Below are 19540 nucleotides of genomic sequence, written 5' to 3'. Positions count from 1 at the left end.
GGCCCCTACGGAGGCCCGTGGACCACCCCTAGGGGGCCGCGGGGTGCAGGGCCGGTTCCTGGGCCGGGGGCCGGGCTCTTGACGCGTTCTATACGGAACGGGTGGTACCGCGCCCAAAAAAACGAGAGTACGCTCCCACTAGATATTGAGCTCTCTTTAGGAGGTCGACTCCCGTGTCTGCTGATCTGGGTGCGCGACGGTGGTGGGCCGTCGGGGCTCTCGTACTCGCCTCGATGGTCGTGGGCTTCGATGTGACGATCCTGAGCCTGGCGCTGCCGGCCATGGCCGACGACCTGGGCGCGAACAACGTCGAACTGCAGTGGTTCGTGACGTCGTACACGCTGGTGTTCGCGGCCGGCATGATCCCCGCCGGCATGCTCGGCGACCGCTTCGGACGCAAGAAGGTGCTGCTCACCGCTCTGGTGATCTTCGGCTTCGCCTCGCTGGCCTGTGCCTACGCCACGGACTCCGGCACCTTCATCGGCGCGCGTGCGGTGCTCGGTCTGGGCGCCGCGCTGATCATGCCGACGACGCTGTCGCTGCTGCCGGTGATGTTCTCCGACGAGGAGCGTCCCAAGGCCATCGGAGCGGTGGCAGGTGCGGCGATGCTCGCCTATCCGCTCGGCCCGATCCTCGGTGGCTACCTGCTCAACCACTTCTGGTGGGGCTCCGTCTTCCTGATCAACGTGCCGGTGGTCATCCTCGCCTTCCTCGCGGTGTCCGCCTGGCTCCCGGAGTCGAAGGCCAAGGAGGCCAAGCCGTTCGACGTGGGCGGCCTCGTGTTCTCCAGCGTGGGTCTCGCCGCGATGACGTACGGCGTGATCCAGGGCGGCGAAAAGGGCTGGACGGACGTCACCACGCTGGTGCCGACCATCGGCGGCGTTCTTGCCATCGTCGTGTTCGTGATGTGGGAGAAGAGGGTGGCCGACCCGCTGGTCGACCTCTCGCTGTTCCGCTCGGCCCGGTTCACCTCAGGCACCATGCTCGGCACGGTCATCAACTTCACGATGTTCGGCGTGCTGTTCACGATGCCGCAGTACTACCAGGCGGTCCTCGGCACCGACGCGATGGGCAGCGGCTTCCGGCTGCTGCCGATGGTCGGCGGTCTGCTCGTCGGTGTGACGGTCGCCAACAAGGTCGCCAAGGCACTCGGCCCGAAGACCGCGGTCGGCATCGGCTTCGCACTCCTGGCCGCCGCCCTGTTCTACGGCGCCACCACGGACGCCGGCAGCGGCACCGGACTCGCGGCCGCGTGGACCGCGGCGTACGGCCTCGGCCTCGGCATCGCCCTGCCCACCGCCATGGACGCGGCCCTCGGAGCGCTCTCCGAGGACTCCGCCGGCGTCGGCTCCGGCGTCAACCAGTCCATCCGGACGCTCGGCGGCAGCTTCGGCGCGGCCATCCTGGGCTCCATCCTCAACTCCGGCTACCGCGGCAAGCTCGACCTCGACGGAGTGCCCGAACAGGCGCAGGGCGCGGTCAAGGACTCGGTGTTCGGCGGCCTCGCGGTCGCCAGGGCGATCAAGTCCAACGGACTCGCCGATTCGGTGCGCTCCGCGTACGTCCACGCCCTGGACGTGGTGCTCATCGTCTCCGGTGGCCTGGGACTGCTCGGTGTGCTGCTGGCGGTGGTGTGGCTGCCCCGCCATGTTGGTCAGAGCACCGCCAAGACCGCAGAATCTGAGCATGAAGCCGCAGACGCAGTCTGACCAGGGCAGAACAGTGCCTGGACTGAGAGAACGAAAAAAGGCCCGGACGAAGGCCGCGATCCAGCGGGAGGCGGTGCGCTTGTTCAGGGAACAGGGCTACACCGCCACGACGATCGAGCAGATCGCCGAAGCCGCCGAGGTCGCTCCCAGCACCGTCTTCCGCTACTTCGCGACCAAGCAGGACCTCGTCTTCTCTCACGACTACGACCTGCCCTTCGCCATGATGTTCCAGGCCCAGTCGCCCGACCTGACGCCGATCCAGGCCGAGCGGCAAGCCATCAGATCGATGCTGAAGGACATCACCGCACAGGAACTGGCCCTGCAACGCGAGCGCTTCGTGCTCATCCTCTCCGAGCCGGAACTCTGGGGGGCCAGCCTGGGCAACATCAGCCAGACCATGCAGCTCATGGGCGAGCAGGTGGCCAAGCGGGCAGGCCGCGACCCCGGAGATCCCGCGGTGCGCGCCTACACCGGCGCCGTGTTCGGAGTGATGCTGCAGGTCTCGATGGACTGGGCGAACGATCCGGAGATGGACTTCGCGACCACTCTGGACGAGGCGCTCCACTGCCTGGAAAACCTCAGGCCCTGACGGAAGGACGCCTCAGGCCTTCACCGAAGGGTCCTCAGGCCCTGACCGAAGGGGCGGGGGTCGACACCTCCCGCCCCGACCGGACTCGTACGCGCAGGCCACGGCAGTCGCGTACGACCCCCGCGCCCCTGGATTCCCCCGCAGGGGCGCGGGGGGCACAGAAAAAGACGACCGCGCGCGGCCACGGTCCCCCCGGCTGCCGCGTCCGGTCCAGCCTGGCGTGCTCCGGCTTCCCTCGACGGAGCACGCCAGGGGTCTGTCCGCAGGGGTCTGTCCGCCCTCCCCGCTCTCGTCAGAAGCCGGGACCCGCCGCGAGCGCCGCCGTCACGACGGCCGCGACCTGCTTCTGGCAGCCGTCGATGTAGAAGTGCCCGCCGGGCAGCACCCGCAGCTCGAACGCCGCGCCGGTCCGCTCCCGCCACGTGGCCGCCTCCTCGGGCGAGGTCCGCTCGTCGGCGTCCCCGATCAGCGCCGTGATCGGACACTCCAGGCGGCCGGGACCGGGCGCCTCGTAGGAGGCCACGGCCCGGTAGTCGGCCCGCAGCGCGGGCAGGATGAGGCTCTGCAGCTCCGGGCTGCTGAAGAACCGCTCGTCGGTGCCGCCCATCGCCCGCAGATGAGCCAGGATCTCCGCGTCCCCGAACGCCCCCGACCGCCCCGCCGGACGGTAGGGCCGCGCGAGCCCGCCGGAGGCGAACAGATGCACTGGCAGGCCAGGACCGGCCGGCCCCGGCAGCCGCCGCGCCACCTCGAACGCCACGATGGCGCCCAGACTGTGCCCGAACAGGGCGAACGGCTTCCCGTCGCACGGCAGTTGGCCCACGACGCCGTCGGCGAGCTCGGCGACCGACTCCAGACACGGTTCCGCATGACGGTCCTGGCGCCCCGGATACTGCACGGAAAGCACCTCGATCCCCGGCGCGAGCAACCCGGAGAGACCGAAGTAGTAACTCGCCGAACCGCCCGCGAACGGGAAACAGACCAGCCTCACCGGTGCCGCGGCGGAGTCGTGGTACCGCCGCAGCCACACCCCGGCCCCCGTCTTGTGCGGTGCCCGCGTGGTGCCCCTGTCCATCGCTCTCCCTCTCCTCGCACTGCTCCGCGGGCGCGCTGACGTGCCCGGCCGAGGGCGGACCGGTTCGCCGCTCCACCCCGATGCTGGCCGCAGCCCATAGCGCCCGTCTAAAGCGGCGGACGGCTAGCCCGGGTTTGGTTCGCCTTTAGACAGCCCGCTCACGATGAGCCCGGTACTCGAAGCGATCTCCGATTTCGGACCGGGAGCGCCGTTGATGTTTTGTGGCAGCCAGTTGTTCCGCGCCCGACGGCAGCTGACGTGATGGCCACGGCCACCTCCGGCGCGGGCGCGGGCCCCGACCCGGTCGCGGTCGTCGGGCTGGCCTGCCGCCTCCCAGGAGCCGCCGATCCGGCCGCGTTCTGGCAGCTCCTCAGCGAGGGACGCAGCGCGGTGAGTACCGCACCGCCCGAGCGGCGGCGAGCCGACTCCGGCCTCCACGGACCCGGTGGCTACCTGGACCGGATCGACGCCTTCGACGCGGACTTCTTCCACATCAGCCCCCGCGAGGCGGTGGCGATGGACCCCCAGCAGCGGCTGCTCCTCGAACTGAGCTGGGAGGCACTGGAGGACGCGGGCATCCGCCCGCCCACCCTGGCGCGCAGCCGCACCGGCGTCTTCGTCGGCGCGCTCTGGGACGACTACACCGACGTCCTGGACCTCCGGGCGCGGGGCACCGTCACCCGGCACACCATGACCGGCGTGCACCGCAGCGTTCTGGCCAACCGCATCTCGTACGCCTATCACCTGGCGGGACCGAGCCTCACCGTCGACACCGCGCAGTCCTCCTCGCTCGTCGCCGTGCACCTGGCCTGCGAGAGCATCAGGAGCGGCGAGTCCGACACCGCGTTCGCGGGCGGCGTCAACCTCATCTGCTCGCCGCGGACCACCGAGCTGGCCGAGGCCCGCTTCGGCGGTCTTTCGGCCACCGGCCGCTGCCACACCTTCGACGCCCGCGCCGACGGTTTCGTACGCGGCGAGGGCGGCGGCCTCGTGGTGCTCAAGCCGCTCGCCGCGGCACGGCGTGACGGCGACACGGTGTACTGCGTGATCCGGGGGAGCGCCGTCAACAGCGACGGCACGACCGACGGACTCACCCTGCCCAGCGGGGAGGCGCAGCGCGACGTGGTGCGCCTGGCGTGCCGCCGGGCCGATGTGACGCCGGACCAGGTGCAGTACGTCGAACTGCACGGCACCGGCACACCCGTCGGGGACCCGATCGAGGCGGCCGCGCTCGGCGCCGCCCTCGGCCGGGACGCGGCGCGCACCGAGCCGCTGGCCGTCGGCTCCGCCAAGACGAACGTCGGCCACCTCGAAGCCGCCGCCGGCATCGTCGGGCTGCTCAAGACGGCCCTGAGCATCCACCACCGGCGACTGGCACCGAGCCTGAACTTCACCACCCCCAACCCGGCCATCCCCCTCGCCGGCCTCGGCCTGGCCGTCCAGCGGGAACCGGCCGGCTGGCCGCGCCCCGAACAGCCCCTGATCGCCGGGGTGTCCTCCTTCGGCATGGGCGGCACGAACGGTCACCTCGTCCTGGCGGCCGCACCCGAACCCGCGCCCCGGACACCCGCCGCCCCCACGGCCACACCGTCGTCGGTACCGACACCGTGGCCGGTCAGCGCCCACAGCGAACCCGCGCTGCGTGCGCGGGCCGACGGCCTGCGGACCCACCTGGCCGCCCGCCGCCTCACCCCCGAGGCCCCGGAGGTCGGCCACGCGCTGGCCACCACCCGCGCGCCCCTCGCCCACCGCGCGGTCCTGCTCGGCGGCGACACCACCGCACTGCTCGACTCCCTGAGCGCGCTGGCCGAGGGGGAGGACACCGCCTCCGTGGTGCGCGGTCCGGCGGTGGGCACCGACGGCAGGACGGCCTTCCTGTTCAGCGGCCAGGGCGCACAACGGCCGGGCATGGGACGCGAGTTGTGCGCGGCGTTCCCTGTCTTCGCCGACGCCCTCGACGAAGCGTTCGCCGCGCTGGACGTCCACTTGGACCGCTCGCGGAACGAGACCGTTCTGCGCGACATCGTCATGGGGGAGGAGAGCCGCGAGCGGCAGGCGCTGCTCGACCGGACCGCGTACACCCAGCCCGCGCTCTTCGCGTTCGAGACGAGCCTGTACCGCCTGGCCGTCTCCTTCGGCCTGGAGCCCGACTACGTCCTGGGCCACTCGGTCGGCGAGATCGCGGCCGCACACGTGGCCGGGGTCCTCTCGCTGGCCGACGCGAGCGCCTTGGCGGCCGCCCGCGGACGGCTCATGCAGTCGGTGCGGGTGCCCGGCGCGATGGCCGCGTGGCAGGCCACGGCGGACGAGGCGGCCGAGGCGCTCGCCGGGCACGAGCGGCGCGTCACCGTGGCGGCCGTCAACGGCCCCGATTCCGTGGTGATCTCAGGCGACCGTGACACCGTCGACGAACTGACCGCCGCCTGGCGGGGCCGCGGCCGCAAGGCCCGCCGTCTGAAGGTCAGCCACGCCTTCCACTCGCCGCACATGGACCCCGTCCTCGACGAGTTGCGGGCCGTCGCCGCCGGGCTGACCTTCCACGCACCGGCCGTCCCCGTCGTCTCCAACGTCACCGGCGAGCCCGTGGACGCGACAGGGTCCGAGCAGGCCGACCCCGACTACTGGGCGCGGCACGCGCGTGAGCCCGTGCGGTTCCTGTCCGGCGTGCGGGCGCTGTGCGAGCGCGGTGTGACCACGTTCGTCGAACTCGGCCCGGACGCACCGCTGTCCACGATGGCCCGCGCGTGCTTCCCCGGCTTCCCCGGCTTCCCCGGCTCCACCGGCTTCCCCGGCTCCACCGGCTTCCCCGGCTCCACCGGCTTCCCCGGCTCCACCGGCTTCCCCGGCTCCACCGGCCCCACTGACCCGGGCGGCCCGCGCCCGGCGGCCATCGCCACGTGCCGCCGTGGCCGCGACGAGGTCACCACGTTCCTGACGGCCCTGGCCCAGGTGTACGTCCGCGGGGCCGACGTCGACTTCACGCCCGCGTACGGCGGCCGCACTCCTGCCCGCCGTCTGCCCCTGCCCACGTACCCCTTCCAGCGCGACCGCCACTGGCCGGACGCCGTGGACGGGCGGACCGAGCCGCGGAACCCGACCGGGCGGGACGATCCCCGGAACCCGACCGGGCGGGACGATCCCCGGAACCCGACCGAGCGGGGCGAGGCAGCAGTGACGGCCGGGCGGGGCGAGGCAGTAGAGCCGCCCGCGCGGGACCAGGCAGTAGAGCCGCCCGAGCGGGGCGGGAACGGAGTCCGGGCGGAGCTCGGTGAGCGGCTTGCCGTGCTCTCCGTCGCCGATCAGGAGCGGACCCTCCTCGCCCTGGTCGCCAAGCACGTGTCCGTCGTACTCGGCGCCACCTCGGGAACCGTCGAAACCGCCCGCACCTTCAAGCAGTCGGGCTTCGACTCGATGGCCGCGGCCGAGCTGAGCGAAAGGCTCGGTACGGCGACGGGGCTGCCGCTGCCCGCCACCCTCACCTTCGACCACCCGACACCCCTGGCTGTCGCGGCGCACCTGCGCGCACAGCTCACCGGCACGGCCGCCCCGGCCGGCACCACGCCCGCCACGAAGGCCCCCGCCACGAAGGCCCCCGGCGCGGACGCTCCCGGCACGGACGAGGACCCGGTCGCCATCGTCGCCATGAGCTGCCGCTACCCGGGCGGCGCCGGTTCACCGGAGGACCTGTGGCGGCTGGTCGCGGACGGCGCCGACGCGATCGGCGCGTTCCCCACCGACCGCGGCTGGGACCTGGAACGGCTGTTCCACCCCGACACCGCCCGGTCCGGCACCAGCTGCACACGACAGGGCGGATTCCTCTACGACGCCGCCGACTTCGACGCCGAGTTCTTCGACATCAGCCCGCGCGAGGCACTGGCCGTCGACCCGCAGCAGCGGCTGCTCCTTGAATGCGCCTGGGAGGCCTTCGAACGGGCGGGCGTGGACCCGCGGGCGCTCAAGGGCAGCCCGACCGGTGTGTTCGTCGGCATGACGGGCCAGGACTACGGGCCCCGTCTGCACGAACCGTCCCAGTCCACCGACGGCTACCTGCTGACCGGCAGCACCCCCAGCGTCGCCTCGGGCCGCCTCTCGTTCAGCTTCGGCCTGGAAGGCCCCGCCCTGACGGTGGACACCGCCTGCTCCTCCTCACTGGTCACGCTCCACCTCGCGGCACAGGCGCTGCGGCGCGGCGAGTGCGACCTCGCCCTCGCCGGGGGCGCCACCGTCCTCGCCACACCGGGCATGTTCACCGAGTTCTCACGCCAGCGCGGCCTGGCCCCCGACGGCCGCTGCAAACCGTTCGCGGCCGGCGCCGACGGCACGGGGTGGGCGGAGGGCGTGGGCCTCGTCCTCCTCGAACGGCTCTCCGAGGCGCGACGCAAGGGCCACGACGTGCTCGCGGTGATCCGCGGCTCGGCGATCAACCAGGACGGCGCGAGCAACGGCCTGACCGCGCCCAACGGCCCCTCCCAGCAACGCGTCATCCGTGCCGCGCTCGCCGCCGCCCGGCTCACCGTGGACGAGGTCGACGCGGTGGAGGCGCATGGCACCGGCACTACGTTGGGTGATCCGATCGAGGCGCAGGCGTTGTTGGCGACGTATGGGCAGGGGCGGTCGGAGGACCGGCCGTTGTGGCTGGGTTCGGTGAAGTCGAACATTGGTCATACGCAGGCCGCCGCGGGTGTGGCGGGTGTCATCAAGATGGTGATGGCGCTGCGCCACGAGCAGCTTCCCACCACCCTGCACGTCGACGAGCCGAGCGGACACGTGGACTGGTCGACGGGCGCGGTACGACTGCTCACCGAACCGGTCGCCTGGCCGCGCGGTGAACGTCCGCGCCGCGCCGCGGTGTCGTCCTTCGGCATCTCCGGCACGAACGCGCACCTGGTGATCGAGGAGCCGCCCGAGGCCCCCGAGGCCCTGAAGGCCCCCGAGTCTGCCGGCGACCGGGCGGCGGACGGTGCGGTGCTGCCGTGGGTGGTATCCGGCCGGACCGGGGCGGCCCTGCGCGAACAGGCTCGCCGCCTGGGCGAGTTGGTGTCCGCAGACGCCTCCGCTTCCGCCGCGCAGGTGGGCCGGTCGCTGGTCACCACACGGGCGGTGTTCGAGCACCGGGCCGTGGTCGTGGGCCGGGACCGCGAGGCACTGGCCGCCGGACTCGAGGCGCTGGCCACGGGTGAGGCGTCGCCGGACGTCGTGTCCGGGGTCGCCGGCGACATCGGCCCCGGCCCGGTCCTGGTGTTCCCCGGGCAGGGATCGCAGTGGGCGGGCATGGGCTCCCGACTCCTGGCCGAATCCGCGGTGTTCGCGTCCCGTATCGGCGAGTGCGAGCAGGCGCTGTCCCCGTACGTCGACTGGTCGCTGACCGAAGTGCTGCGCGGGGACGGGAGCGAACTGTCGCGGGTCGAGGTGGTCCAGCCCGCGCTGTGGGCGGTGATGGTCTCGCTCGCCGCCGTATGGGCGGAGTACGGGATCACGCCGGCCGCCGTCGTCGGGCACTCCCAGGGCGAGATCGCGGCGGCCGTCGTGGCCGGGGCGCTCACGCTGGAGGACGGCGCGAGGATCGTGGCATTGCGCAGCCTGGCACTGAGGCAGCTCTCGGGCGGGGGCGCCATGGCCTCACTCGGGGTGGGACAGGGGCAGGCAGCCGAACTCATCGACGGGCACGCCGGCGTGGGCGTCGCCGCGGTCAACGGCCCCTCTTCGACCGTCATTTCGGGCCCGCCCGACGAGGTCCGGGCGGTCGTCGCCGCCGCCGGGGCCCGCGAGCTGCGCGGCCGCGTCATCGACGTCGACTACGCCTCGCACAGCCCGCAGGTCGACGCCATCACCGACGAACTGACCGGCACCCTGGCGGGCGTCCGCCCCCTCCCGGCCCCGGTGGCGTTCTACTCGGCAGTCACCGGAACCCGGGTCGAAACCGAGGGTCTCGACACCCACTACTGGGTCACCAACCTCCGTGAACCGGTCCGGTTCGCCGACGCCGTCGCCGCGCTCCTCGCCGACGGCCACCGGATCTTCATCGAGGCAAGCAGCCACCCGGTCCTCACCCTCGGCCTGCAAGAGACCTTCGAAGAGGCGGAGACGGACGCCGTCACCGTGCCCACACTGCGGCGTGACGACGGCGGCCTGTCGCGCCTCGCCCTCTCACTCGCGCAGGCCTTCGGCGCCGGGTGCGCGGTCCGCTGGGAGAGCTGGTTCGCCGGCGACGGTGGCGACGGTGGCGGTGGCGGCGATGGCGGCGATGGTGGCGATGGTGGCGGTACCGGCATGTCGACCGTGGAGCTGCCCACGTACGCCTTCCAGCGCCGCCGCTACTGGCTGGAGGCTCCCACCGGCACTCAGGACGCGACCGGCCTCGGCCTCACCGCGGCAGGGCATCCGCTCCTCGGAGCGGCCACCGAACTCGCCGACGGCGACATACGCCTGCTCACCGGCCGCATCAGCAGGCACAGCCACCCATGGCTCGCCCAGCACACCCTCTTCGGCGCCGCCCTCGTGCCTGCCTCCGTCCTCGCGGAGTGGGCCCTGCGCGCGGCCGACGAAGCGGGCTGCGCGGGCGTCGACGAACTCACGCTCAGGACCCCGCTGGCGCTGCCCGAAACCGGGGGCGTACGGGTGCAGATCGTGGTGGGGGCGGCCGACGCGCGTGACGGACACCGCGAGTTCCACATCTATGCACGCCCCGACGACGAAGGCGCCTCCGAGACGGACGACGCATCCTGGACCTGCCATGCCGACGGGCGGCTGATCGCCGAGCCCTCCGAGACGGTCACGGACTTCCCGGACACGGCGTGGCCGCCGTCCGGTGCAGAGCCCGTCGACCTGGACGGCTTCTACGACAGGGCCGCCGCGTCCGGCGTCGGCTACGGACCCGTCTTCACGGGGCTGCGCGCCCTGTGGCGGCGGGACGACGAACTGTACGCCGAGGCGGCACTGCCCCAAGAGGCCCCCGCCGCAACCGGGTTCGGCATGCACCCGGCCCTCCTCGACGCCGCACTGCACCCCGCCCTGCTCGACGAGCAGCCGGCCAGGGACGACCAGGTATGGCTGCCGTTCACCCTGACCGGCGTGACGCTGTGGGCCACCGATGCGACGTCCGTACGCGTCCGGCTCACCCCGCTGGACGACGCGCCCGGCACGTCGCCGGGCGGCCGGTCCTGGCGGATCGGCGTGAGCGACCCGACCGGAGCGGAGGTACTGACCTGCGAGGCTCTGGTCGTGGTGGCGGCGGGGCGCCGCGAGCTGCGGGTCGCGGGGGAGCGGGGAGCGGAGCTGTACGCGGTTCAGTGGGTGCCGGTGCCGGTGCCGGTGCCGGTGCCGGTACCTGTACCTGTACCGGCCTTTGCGTCGGCGGGCATGGCCGTCGACGATCTGGGTGCCTTGGACGCTCCGGACACTTCGGGCTCTCTGGACTCTCTGGCCGCTTTGGGGTCGGCCGTCGACGGCGGGGCTCCGGTGCCGTCCGTCGTGCTCGCCAGCGCAACCGGCGCGGGCTGGGGCTCCGGCGCCGGTCGCGGTGGCGACGAGGCAGCCGACGGGCTGAACGCGGTGCGGTGGACCGCGGTTCTCCTCGACCGCTGGCTCGCCGACACGCGATTCGCCGACTCCCGTTTGGCGGTGGTCACGCGCGGCGCGGTCGCCGCCGGTGACGGGCCTCCTCCCGACCCGGCCGCTGCCGCGGCAGCAGCCCTCGTCCAGCATGCTCAGGTGAGGCACCCCGGCCGCTTCCTCCTCATCGACACGGAAGCCGACGCCGAGGTCGAAGGCACCGCGCTGGAGCAGGCCGTGGCGACGGCTCTGGCCGCGGACGAACCGCGAATCGCTCTGCGTGCGGGCCGCGTTCTGGCTCCCCGTCTCACTGTTGTCCGCAGCGCGGCCGCCCCCGACGAGGCGCGGCCACTCGACCCGGACGGCACCGTACTGCTCACCGGATCGACCGGTGCCCCGGTGGCCGCGCTCGCCGAACACCTCGTACGCACCGGGGAGTGCGGGCATCTGTTGCTGCTGTCCGGTGACGGTGACGGTGACGGTGAACTGGCGGAAGTGGCCGCTGAGTTGCGGAAGCTGGGTGCCGCCGTGCGCGTGAGCGACGCCGACCCGGCGGACCCGGCCGCCCTCGCCGCAGCGGTCACCGCCGTCGACGCGGACCACCCCCTCACAGGGGTCATCCACGCCACCGGAGTCGCGGACACCGCGGATGCGGACGACCCCGGCGCCTGGACAGAGGACCGGTTCGCCGAGGCATGGTCGTCGAGCGCAGGCGTCACCGCCGCCCTGCACGCCGCGACCGTCCACCTCCCTCTGACCCTGTTCGCCGTCCTGTCTCCGGCGGGCGCGGACCTGGGGGTCCCGCGAGCGGCGGCCGACGCGGGCGCCGACGCGTTCCGTGAGGCCCTCGCCCTGCGGCGGCATGCCGCCGACGCGACGGGTGTGGCCCTCACCTACGGCCCGTCCACCGCGCCGAGGCCCGGTATCAGGGAAACGACGCCCGGACAGGTACCCCCGTTGCTCGATGCCGCCCGCGCGCACGGCGGTGGCCTCCCCCTCCTCGGGGCCAGCTTGGCGCTGCGCACCCTTGGCACCGTGAACTCCGCGTCCCTGCCCGCGCCGTTGCGCGCACTGGCTGCCGCCGCCCAGGCGCAGGCCGCCCCGCCCCGGCGTACCGCCGCAGACCGCAAGCCCCCCACGGACTGGCCGGCCCGCCTGGCCGCCCTGTCCACCTCCGAACAACTCCGGCTGCTCAACGACGCGGTACGCGCGCACGCCGCCGCGGTCCTCGGCCGCACCGACCCGGACGCGCTGCGGGGCGACGCCACGTTCAAGCAGCTGGGCCTGGACTCGCTGACCGCCGTCGAGCTGCGCAACCGGCTAGTCGAGGACACCGGACTGCGCCTGCCCACAGCCCTCGTCTTCCGCTACCCGACCCCCGCGGCCATCGCGGGACACCTGCGCGAGCGACTGACCGAGCCACTGACCGACCGACTGACCGAGCGGCTGACCGAGCGGCTGACCGAGCGCGGCAGGACGCTGACGGGGCCGGCGCCCGCGGGGGCGATGTCCGCACCGGCGACGCCGACCCCGGCCGGACCTCCCGCCGCCGGCACCGTGCTGAGCGACCTGAACCGCGTGGAGAACGCCCTGACCGTGCTCGCCGACCGGCTGACGCACGGAGAGACGGGCGAGATCACCACCCGGCTCGAGGCGCTCCTCGCCCGGTGGAAGACCACGAACGTCACGGCGGACGACGGCGGCGACACCGCCGACCGGCTCAAGGCCGCCTCCGCCGACCAGATCTTCGACTTCATCGACAACGAGCTGGGTGTCGGGCCCGACACCTCGCGCGCGACCCCCACTCCGAAGGCCGGGTGACCCCACATGGCGAGTGAAGAGCAACTGGTCGAATATCTGCGCAGGGTGACCACCGAGCTCCACGACACGCGTCGGCGCCTCGTGCAGGAGGAGGACCGTAGGCAGGAGCCGGTGGCCGTGGTCGGCATGGCGTGCCGCTTCCCCGGCGGCGTGGCCTCCCCGGAGGACCTCTGGGACCTGGTCGTCGCGGGCAAGGACGCCATCGAGGACTTCCCCACCGACCGGGGCTGGGACCTGGACGCGCTCTACCACCCGGACCCGGCCGCCTACGGCACCAGCTACGTGCGCCACGGCGGGTTCGTGGACGACGCGGGCTCCTTCGACGCAGACTTCTTCGGCATCAGCCCGCGGGAAGCGCTGGCGATGGACCCGCAGCAGAGGCTGATGCTGGAGACGTCCTGGGAACTGTTCGAGCGTTCCGGCATCGACCCCGTCTCCCTCAAGGGCAGCCGCACCGGCGTCTACGCGGGCGTGTCCAGCGAGGACTACATGTCCCAACTACCGCGCATTCCCGAGGGGTTCGAGGGGCACGCCACCACCGGCAGCCTCACAAGCGTCATCTCGGGCCGGGTGGCCTACAACTACGGACTGGAAGGCCCGGCCGTCACCGTCGACACGGCCTGCTCCGCCTCTCTCGTCGCGATCCACCTGGCGAGCCAGGCGCTGCGCCAGCGCGAGTGCGACCTGGCTCTCGCGGGCGGCGTGCTCGTCCTCTCCAGCCCTCTGATGTTCACCGAGTTCTGCCGTCAGCGCGGTCTGGCCCCCGACGGCCGCTGCAAGCCGTTCGCCGCCGCCGCGGACGGCACCGGATTCTCGGAGGGCATCGGCCTGATCCTCCTGGAACGCCTCTCCGACGCCCGCCGCAACGGCCGCAACATCCTGGCCGTCATCCGCGGCTCGGCCGTCAACCAGGACGGCGCCAGCAACGGCCTGACCGCTCCCAATGACGCGGCGCAGGAACAGGTCATCCGCGCGGCCCTCGACAATGCCCGCCTCACCCCTGCCGAGGTGGACGCCGTCGAGGCGCACGGCACCGGCACCAAACTGGGCGACCCCATCGAGGCCGGTGCGCTGCTCGCCACCTACGGGCAGCACCGCGACCGCCCCCTCCTCCTCGGCTCCCTCAAGTCCAACATCGGTCACACCCACGCCACCGCGGGTGTCGCCGGCGTCATCAAGACCGTCATGGCGATCCGCAACGGCCTGGTCCCCGCCACCCTCCACGTCGAGGAACTGAGCCCGCACGTCGACTGGGACGCGGGCGCGGTCGAGGTCGTCACGGAACCCACCCTGTGGCCCGAGACCGGCCGACCGCGCCGGGCCGGGGTGTCCGCCTTCGGCATCTCGGGCACGAACGCGCACCTGATCGTGGAGGAGGCGCCGACGACGGAGACGGCGCCTGATTCCGAGCCCGCGTCGCCGGGCGGGGCGGGGGCCGTGCCGGGGTCGGTGCCGGGGGTGGTGCCGTGGGTGGTTTCCGGGCGGACGCCGGATGCGTTGCGTGAACAGGCGCGGCGGCTGGGCGAGTTCGTGGCGGGGGACACGGAGGCGCTGCCTTCGGAGGTGGGCTGGTCGCTGGCCACGACACGGTCGGTGTTCGAGCACCGGGCCGTGGTCGTGGGCCGGTACCGGGATGCGCTGACGGCTGGTCTTGGGGCGTTGGCGGCGGGTGACGCGTCGGCGTCGGTGTCGGCGTCGGATGTGGTGGTGTCCGGGGTTGCGGGTGATGTGGGTCCGGGGCCGGTGTTGGTGTTTCCCGGGCAGGGGTCGCAGTGGGTGGGCATGGGTGCTCAACTGCTGGATGAGTCGCCGGTGTTCGCGGCCCGGATCGCGGAGTGTGAGCGGGCGCTGTCGGCGTATGTGGAGTGGTCGCTGACGGAGGTGTTGCGCGGGGACGGGAGTGAACTGTCCCGCGTCGAGGTCGTGCAGCCGGTGTTGTGGGCGGTCATGGTGTCGCTGGCCGCCGTGTGGGCGGACTACGGGATTACCCCGGCCGCGGTGGTGGGGCATTCGCAGGGGGAGATGGCTGCCGCGTGTGTTGCGGGTGCGTTGTCGTTGGAGGATGCGGCGCGGATCGTAGCCGTACGCAGTGACGCCCTCCGTCAGTTGCAGGGGCACGGTGACATGGCCTCCCTCGGTACCGGTGCCGGGCAGGCCGTCGAGCTCATCGGGGACCGGCCTGGTGTGTGCGTCGCGGCCGTCAACGGGCCGTCCTCCACCGTTATTTCGGGTCCGCCCGAGCACGTGGCCGCCGTGGTCGCCGATGCGGAGGCGCAGGGGCTCCGGGCTCGCGTCATCGATGTCGGCTATGCCTCCCACGGCCCTCAGATCGACCAGCTTCACGACCTGCTCACCGAGCGCCTGACCAGGATTGAGCCCACCAGCACGGATGTGGCGTTCTATTCGACGGTCTCCGCCGAGCGGCTGGCCGACACCACGAGGCTGGACACCGACTACTGGGTGACCAACCTCCGCCAGCCCGTCCGCTTCGCCGACACCATCGAAGCGCTCCTGGCGGATGGCTACCGTCTGTTCATCGAGGCGAGTGCGCACCCGGTGCTGGGTCTCGGTATGGAGGAGACCATCGAGCGCGCGGATGTCTCCGCCACCGTCGTGCCCACCCTGCGCCGCGATCACGGCGACGCCGCCCAGCTCGCCCGCGCGGCCGCACATGCGTTCACCGCCGGGGCGGACGTCGACTGGCGGCGCTGGTTCCCGGCCGGCCCGACCCCTCGTACCGTCGATCTGCCCACCTACGCCTTCCAGCGCCGCCGCTACTGGCTGGCCGACTCCGTGGCGCGTGACAGCGGCTGGGACCGGGCCGGGTCGGGGCAGTCGGGGCACGCGCAGTTGCCCACCGTGGTCGCCCTCGCCGACGGGGGAGTGGTGCTGAACGGCCGGGTCTCCGCGGAACGTGGCGGCTGGCTGGGCGGGCATGTAGTGGCCGGGACGGTTCTGGTGCCGGGTGCGGCGTTGGTCGAGTGGGTGCTGCGGGCCGCGGACGAGGCGGGCTGCGGCGCGCTGGAGGAACTGACGTTGCGGGCGCCTTTGGTGCTGCCCGAGTCGGGCGGTGTCCAGATCCAGGTGGCCGTCGGCGGAGCGGACGAGCAGGGCCGACGCGACGTACACGTGTATTCGCGTCCCGAGCAGGACGCGGCCGCCGCGTGGGTGTGCCATGCCGCCGGTGAGCTGGGGCGCGAGTCCGTCGCCCGGCCGGCGAGGCAGGCCGGGCAGTGGCCTCCGGCGGGAGCCGAGCCGGTCGAGCTGAGCGGCTTCTACGAGGGTGTCGCCGCCGCGGGCTACGAGTACGGTCCGGCGTTCCGCGGGCTGCGGGCGCTGTGGAGGCACGGTCAGGACCTTCTGGCGGAGGTGGAGCTGCCCGAGCAGGCCGGTTCACCGGCCGGCTTCGGGATTCATCCGGCGCTGCTGGACGCGGCCTTGCATCCGCTGCTCGCCCAGCGGCGCCGGGAAGGCGCCCAGGCAGAGGATGGGGCAGGGGCAGGGGCAGGGGCGGGTTTTGGAGCTGGGGTCGGCGGCGGGCAGGTGCTGCTGCCGTTCACCTGGAGCGGCGTCTCGCTCTGGGCCTCCGAGGCCACCACCGTGCGGGTGCGGCTCGCGGGGCTGCGCGGGGGCGAAGAGGAGACGGTGTCCCTGACGGTGACCGATCCGGCCGGTGGCCCCGTGGCGGACGTCGCGGAGCTGCGACTGCGGTCGACCAGCGCCCAGCAGGTGCGGGCCGCCGCGGGGCCGGGTGCGGACGGGCTCTACGAACTGCGGTGGTCGCCACTTTCCGTGCCGGCCGCGGACGGTCGTGGTCCGGCAGGTCCCGCCGACTGGGCGGGCTCGGCGACGGCCGTCCTCACCGAGCTGGTCGCGGACTCGGACTCGGACTCGGGGTCGGGCTCGGGGTCGGGGTCGGGCCCGGACTCGGGGTCGGGCTCGGACATCGGCCTTGGGCGTTACCGCGAAGTGGGCGCGCTCGCCGATGCCGCCACTCCGCCCTCCGTGGTCCTGGCCCCCGTGGACCCCGACATCACGGGCGGAGACGGACTCGCCCTCACGGGACGCGTGTTGAGCGTCGTCCAGGACTTCATGGCCGCGCCGGGCCTGGACCAGACGCGCCTGGTGTTCGTGACCCGCGGCGCCGTGAGTGCGGTCGGCGAGGCCGGCGCGGCAAGTGCGATCGACCCTGCCGCCGCTGCCGTCTGGGGCCTCGTGCGCAGCGCCCAGTCGGAGAACCCCGGCCGGTTCGTGCTCCTGGACACCGACGCACCCCTCACTCACGTGTCCGATACCGCCGTGGTGGACGCGGTACGACGTGCCGTGGCGGCGGACGAACCTCAAGTGGCCCTGCGCGGCGGGGAGGTGTCCGTCCCCCGGTGGGCGCGGGCCGTCGAGCCCGTCGAGCCCGTCGAGCCCATCGAGCCCATCGAGCCCGCCGGGCCGCCCGGCGCGCAGGCGTGGCGGCTGGTGGGCGGGCGGTCCGGAACACTGGACGCCGTCGCGGCGGAGCCCTGTGACGAGGTGCTGCGTCCGTTGGAGCCGGGTCAGGTCCGCATCGCCGTCCACACGGCGGGGGTCAACTTCCGTGACGTGCTGATCGCCCTGGGCATGTACCCGGACCCAGGCGCGCTGCCCGGTACCGAGGCGGCCGGGGTGGTGACGGAGGTCGGGCCCGGCGTCACCCGCCTTTCGGTGGGCGACCGTGTGATGGGCATGCTGGACGGTGCCTTCGGCCCGTGGGCCGTTGCCGACGCGCGCATGCTCGCCCCCGTACCGGCCGGCTGGGACACCCGGCAGGCGGCCGCCGCCCCTGCCGCGTTCCTGACGGCTTGGTACGGGCTGGTGGAGCTGGCCGGTCTGAAGGCGGGCGAACGTGTACTGATTCATGCCGCCACCGGTGGTGTGGGGATGGCTGCCGTGCAGATCGCCCGGCATGTGGGTGCGGAGGTGTTCGCCACCGCGAGTCCGGCCAAGCACGCCGTGCTGGAGGAGATGGGCATTGATGCCGCGCATCGGGCCTCCTCCCGGGACCTCGCCTTCGAGGACGCCTTCCGGCAGGCCACGGGCGGCCGCGGCATGGATGTCGTACTCAACAGCCTTACCGGTGAACTCCTCGATGCCTCACTGACGTTGCTCGGTGACGGCGGGCGGTTCGTGGAGATGGGCAAGAGCGATCCGCGCGACCCGGAGCTGATCGCGCTGGAGCACCCAGGGGTGTCGTACGAAGCCTTCGACCTGGTCGCGGACGCCGGGCCCGAGCGGCTCGGGCGGATGCTCGACCGGCTCGGCGGGCTCTTCGCCGACGGGGCGCTGGTGCCGCTGCCCGTGACCGCGTGGCCCCTGGGCCGGGCGCGTGAGGCGTTCCGGTTCATGAGTCAGGCGAAGCACACCGGGAAGCTGGTGCTCGACGTGCCCGCGCCGCTCGACCCCGACGGGACCGTGCTCATCACCGGCGGCACCGGCACCATCGGCGCCGCCGTGGCCGAACACCTGGCGCGTACCGGGGAGAGCAGGCATCTGCTCATCGTCAGCCGCAGCGGGGCCGCCGCGACGGGTGCGGGGGAACTCGCCGACCGCATCGCCGAGTTGGGTGCCGAGGTCACCTTTGTGGCGGCCGACGTGAGCGAACCCGGCGCGGCCGCCGCGCTGGTCGCCGGGATCGATCCGGCGCATCCGCTGACCGGAGTCGTGCACGCCGCCGGGGTGCTCGACAACGCGCTGATCGGTTCGCAGAGCCCCGAAAGCCTGGCCCGGGTGTGGGCGGCCAAGGCCGCCGCCGCGCACCAACTGCACGAGGCCACGAAGGAGTCGAGGCTCGGGCTGTTCGTCATGTTCTCCTCCTTCGCCTCGACCATGGGCACCCCGGGTCAGGCCAACTACGCGGCTGCCAACGCCTATTGCGACGCGCTGGCCGCTCTCCGGCGGGCGCAGGGCCTCCCTGGCCTGTCCGTGGCGTGGGGGCTGTGGGAGGCGACCAGTGGTCTGACCGGGACGCTGTCCGCGGCCGACCGGGCCCGTATCGACCGGTACGGCATCCGGCCCACCGGTTCGGCGCGCGGCTGTGCCCTGCTGGCCGCCGCGCGCGCCCACGGCCGCCCCGACCTGCTCGCCCTCGACCTGGACCCTCGCGTCCCGGCCGCGTCCGACGCCCCGGTCCCCGCCGTACTGCGCGCCCTGGCGGCGGCGGGAGCACCCGCCGGCGCCCGTCCCACCGCGGCCACGACGGACGGGGAGACGGACTGGGCAGGCAGGCTCGCCGACCTCGCCGAGGAGGAGCGGCTCGACCTCCTCACCGGGCTGGTGCGCACCCACGCGGCCGGCGTACTCGGGCACGCGGACCCGGACGCGGTCCAGCTGGACACCCCGTTCAAGGAGCTCGGCTTCGACTCGCTGACCGCCGTCGAACTGCGCAACCGGCTCGCCGCCGCGACCGGCCTGAAACTCCCGGCAGCCCTCGTCTTCGACTACCCGCAGGCCCACGTACTCGCCGCCCACCTGGCCGAACGCCTCGCCCCCGAGGGCACGCGGGCCACGAACGGCGACATCACCGCCCAGGTCCTGCAAGAGGTGGCCCGGGTCGAGCACGCCCTGTCCGCCGCCGTCGCGCAGGGCCTGGACGAGGCGGCCGTCGCGGCCCGACTGGAAGCACTCCTCGCCCGCTTCACGGCGACGACGGGCGCCGCGGCGGACGGCGACGACGCGGTGGACCAGCTGGAGACGGCCACCGCCGAGCAAGTACTGGACTTCATCGACAACGAACTCGGGGTGTGAGCCGCATGCCGGCAACACACG

At 73.2% G+C, this 19540-nt stretch carries 5 protein-coding genes; 4 read left to right on the top strand and 1 reads right to left on the bottom strand.

Translation table 11 applies throughout. From position 1 onward, the window contains the following. Positions 1-173: 173 nt before the first annotated feature. On the top strand, positions 174-1709 hold the full coding sequence (locus AB0N81_RS13420; RefSeq protein ID WP_365357935.1) for a DHA2 family efflux MFS transporter permease subunit: 1536 nt from the start codon (positions 174-176) through the stop codon (positions 1707-1709). Next, entirely contained in the window at positions 1687-2298 is a 612-nt protein-coding gene (locus AB0N81_RS13415; protein WP_365357934.1) for a TetR family transcriptional regulator, read from the top strand. Before AB0N81_RS13420 ends, AB0N81_RS13415 begins: the two co-directional genes overlap by 23 nt. Positions 2299-2590: 292 nt before the next feature. Here AB0N81_RS13415 and AB0N81_RS13410 read toward each other — a convergent pair whose 3' ends face one another. After that, a complete protein-coding gene (locus AB0N81_RS13410; RefSeq protein ID WP_365357933.1) occupies positions 2591-3373 on the bottom strand; it encodes an alpha/beta fold hydrolase in 783 nt (260 codons plus the stop codon). Between the two features lie 261 nt (positions 3374-3634). Between AB0N81_RS13410 and AB0N81_RS13405 the strand changes: the two genes are divergently transcribed. Together AB0N81_RS13405 and AB0N81_RS13400 are read left to right on the top strand one after the other, a co-directional pair. Then, the gene (locus AB0N81_RS13405; RefSeq protein ID WP_365357932.1) at positions 3635-12745 is read left to right on the top strand and encodes a beta-ketoacyl synthase N-terminal-like domain-containing protein; all 9111 of its coding nucleotides are present in this window, start codon (positions 3635-3637) and stop codon (positions 12743-12745) included. A 6-nt stretch (positions 12746-12751) separates the two neighbouring features. Next, on the top strand, positions 12752-19519 hold the full coding sequence (locus AB0N81_RS13400) for a type I polyketide synthase (RefSeq protein ID WP_365357931.1): 6768 nt from the start codon (positions 12752-12754) through the stop codon (positions 19517-19519). The last annotated feature ends 21 nt before the right edge of the window (positions 19520-19540 follow it).

The sequence above is a fragment of the Streptomyces sp. NPDC093510 genome, assembly GCF_040683555.1.
Lineage (GTDB): Bacteria > Actinomycetota > Actinomycetes > Streptomycetales > Streptomycetaceae > Streptomyces.
This window is presented reverse-complemented; position numbering and strand designations above follow the sequence as displayed.

Excerpts from the sequence above, each read along its gene's own strand:
- AB0N81_RS13405 (WP_365357932.1), top strand. The coding sequence starts at position 3,635 with ATGGCCACGGCCACCTCCGGCGCGGGCGCGGGCCCCGACCCGGTCGCG.
- AB0N81_RS13410 (WP_365357933.1), bottom strand. The coding sequence starts at position 3,373 with ATGGACAGGGGCACCACGCGGGCACCGCACAAGACGGGGGCCGGGGTG.
- AB0N81_RS13415 (WP_365357934.1), top strand. The coding sequence starts at position 1,687 with ATGAAGCCGCAGACGCAGTCTGACCAGGGCAGAACAGTGCCTGGACTG.
- AB0N81_RS13400 (WP_365357931.1), top strand. The coding sequence starts at position 12,752 with ATGGCGAGTGAAGAGCAACTGGTCGAATATCTGCGCAGGGTGACCACC.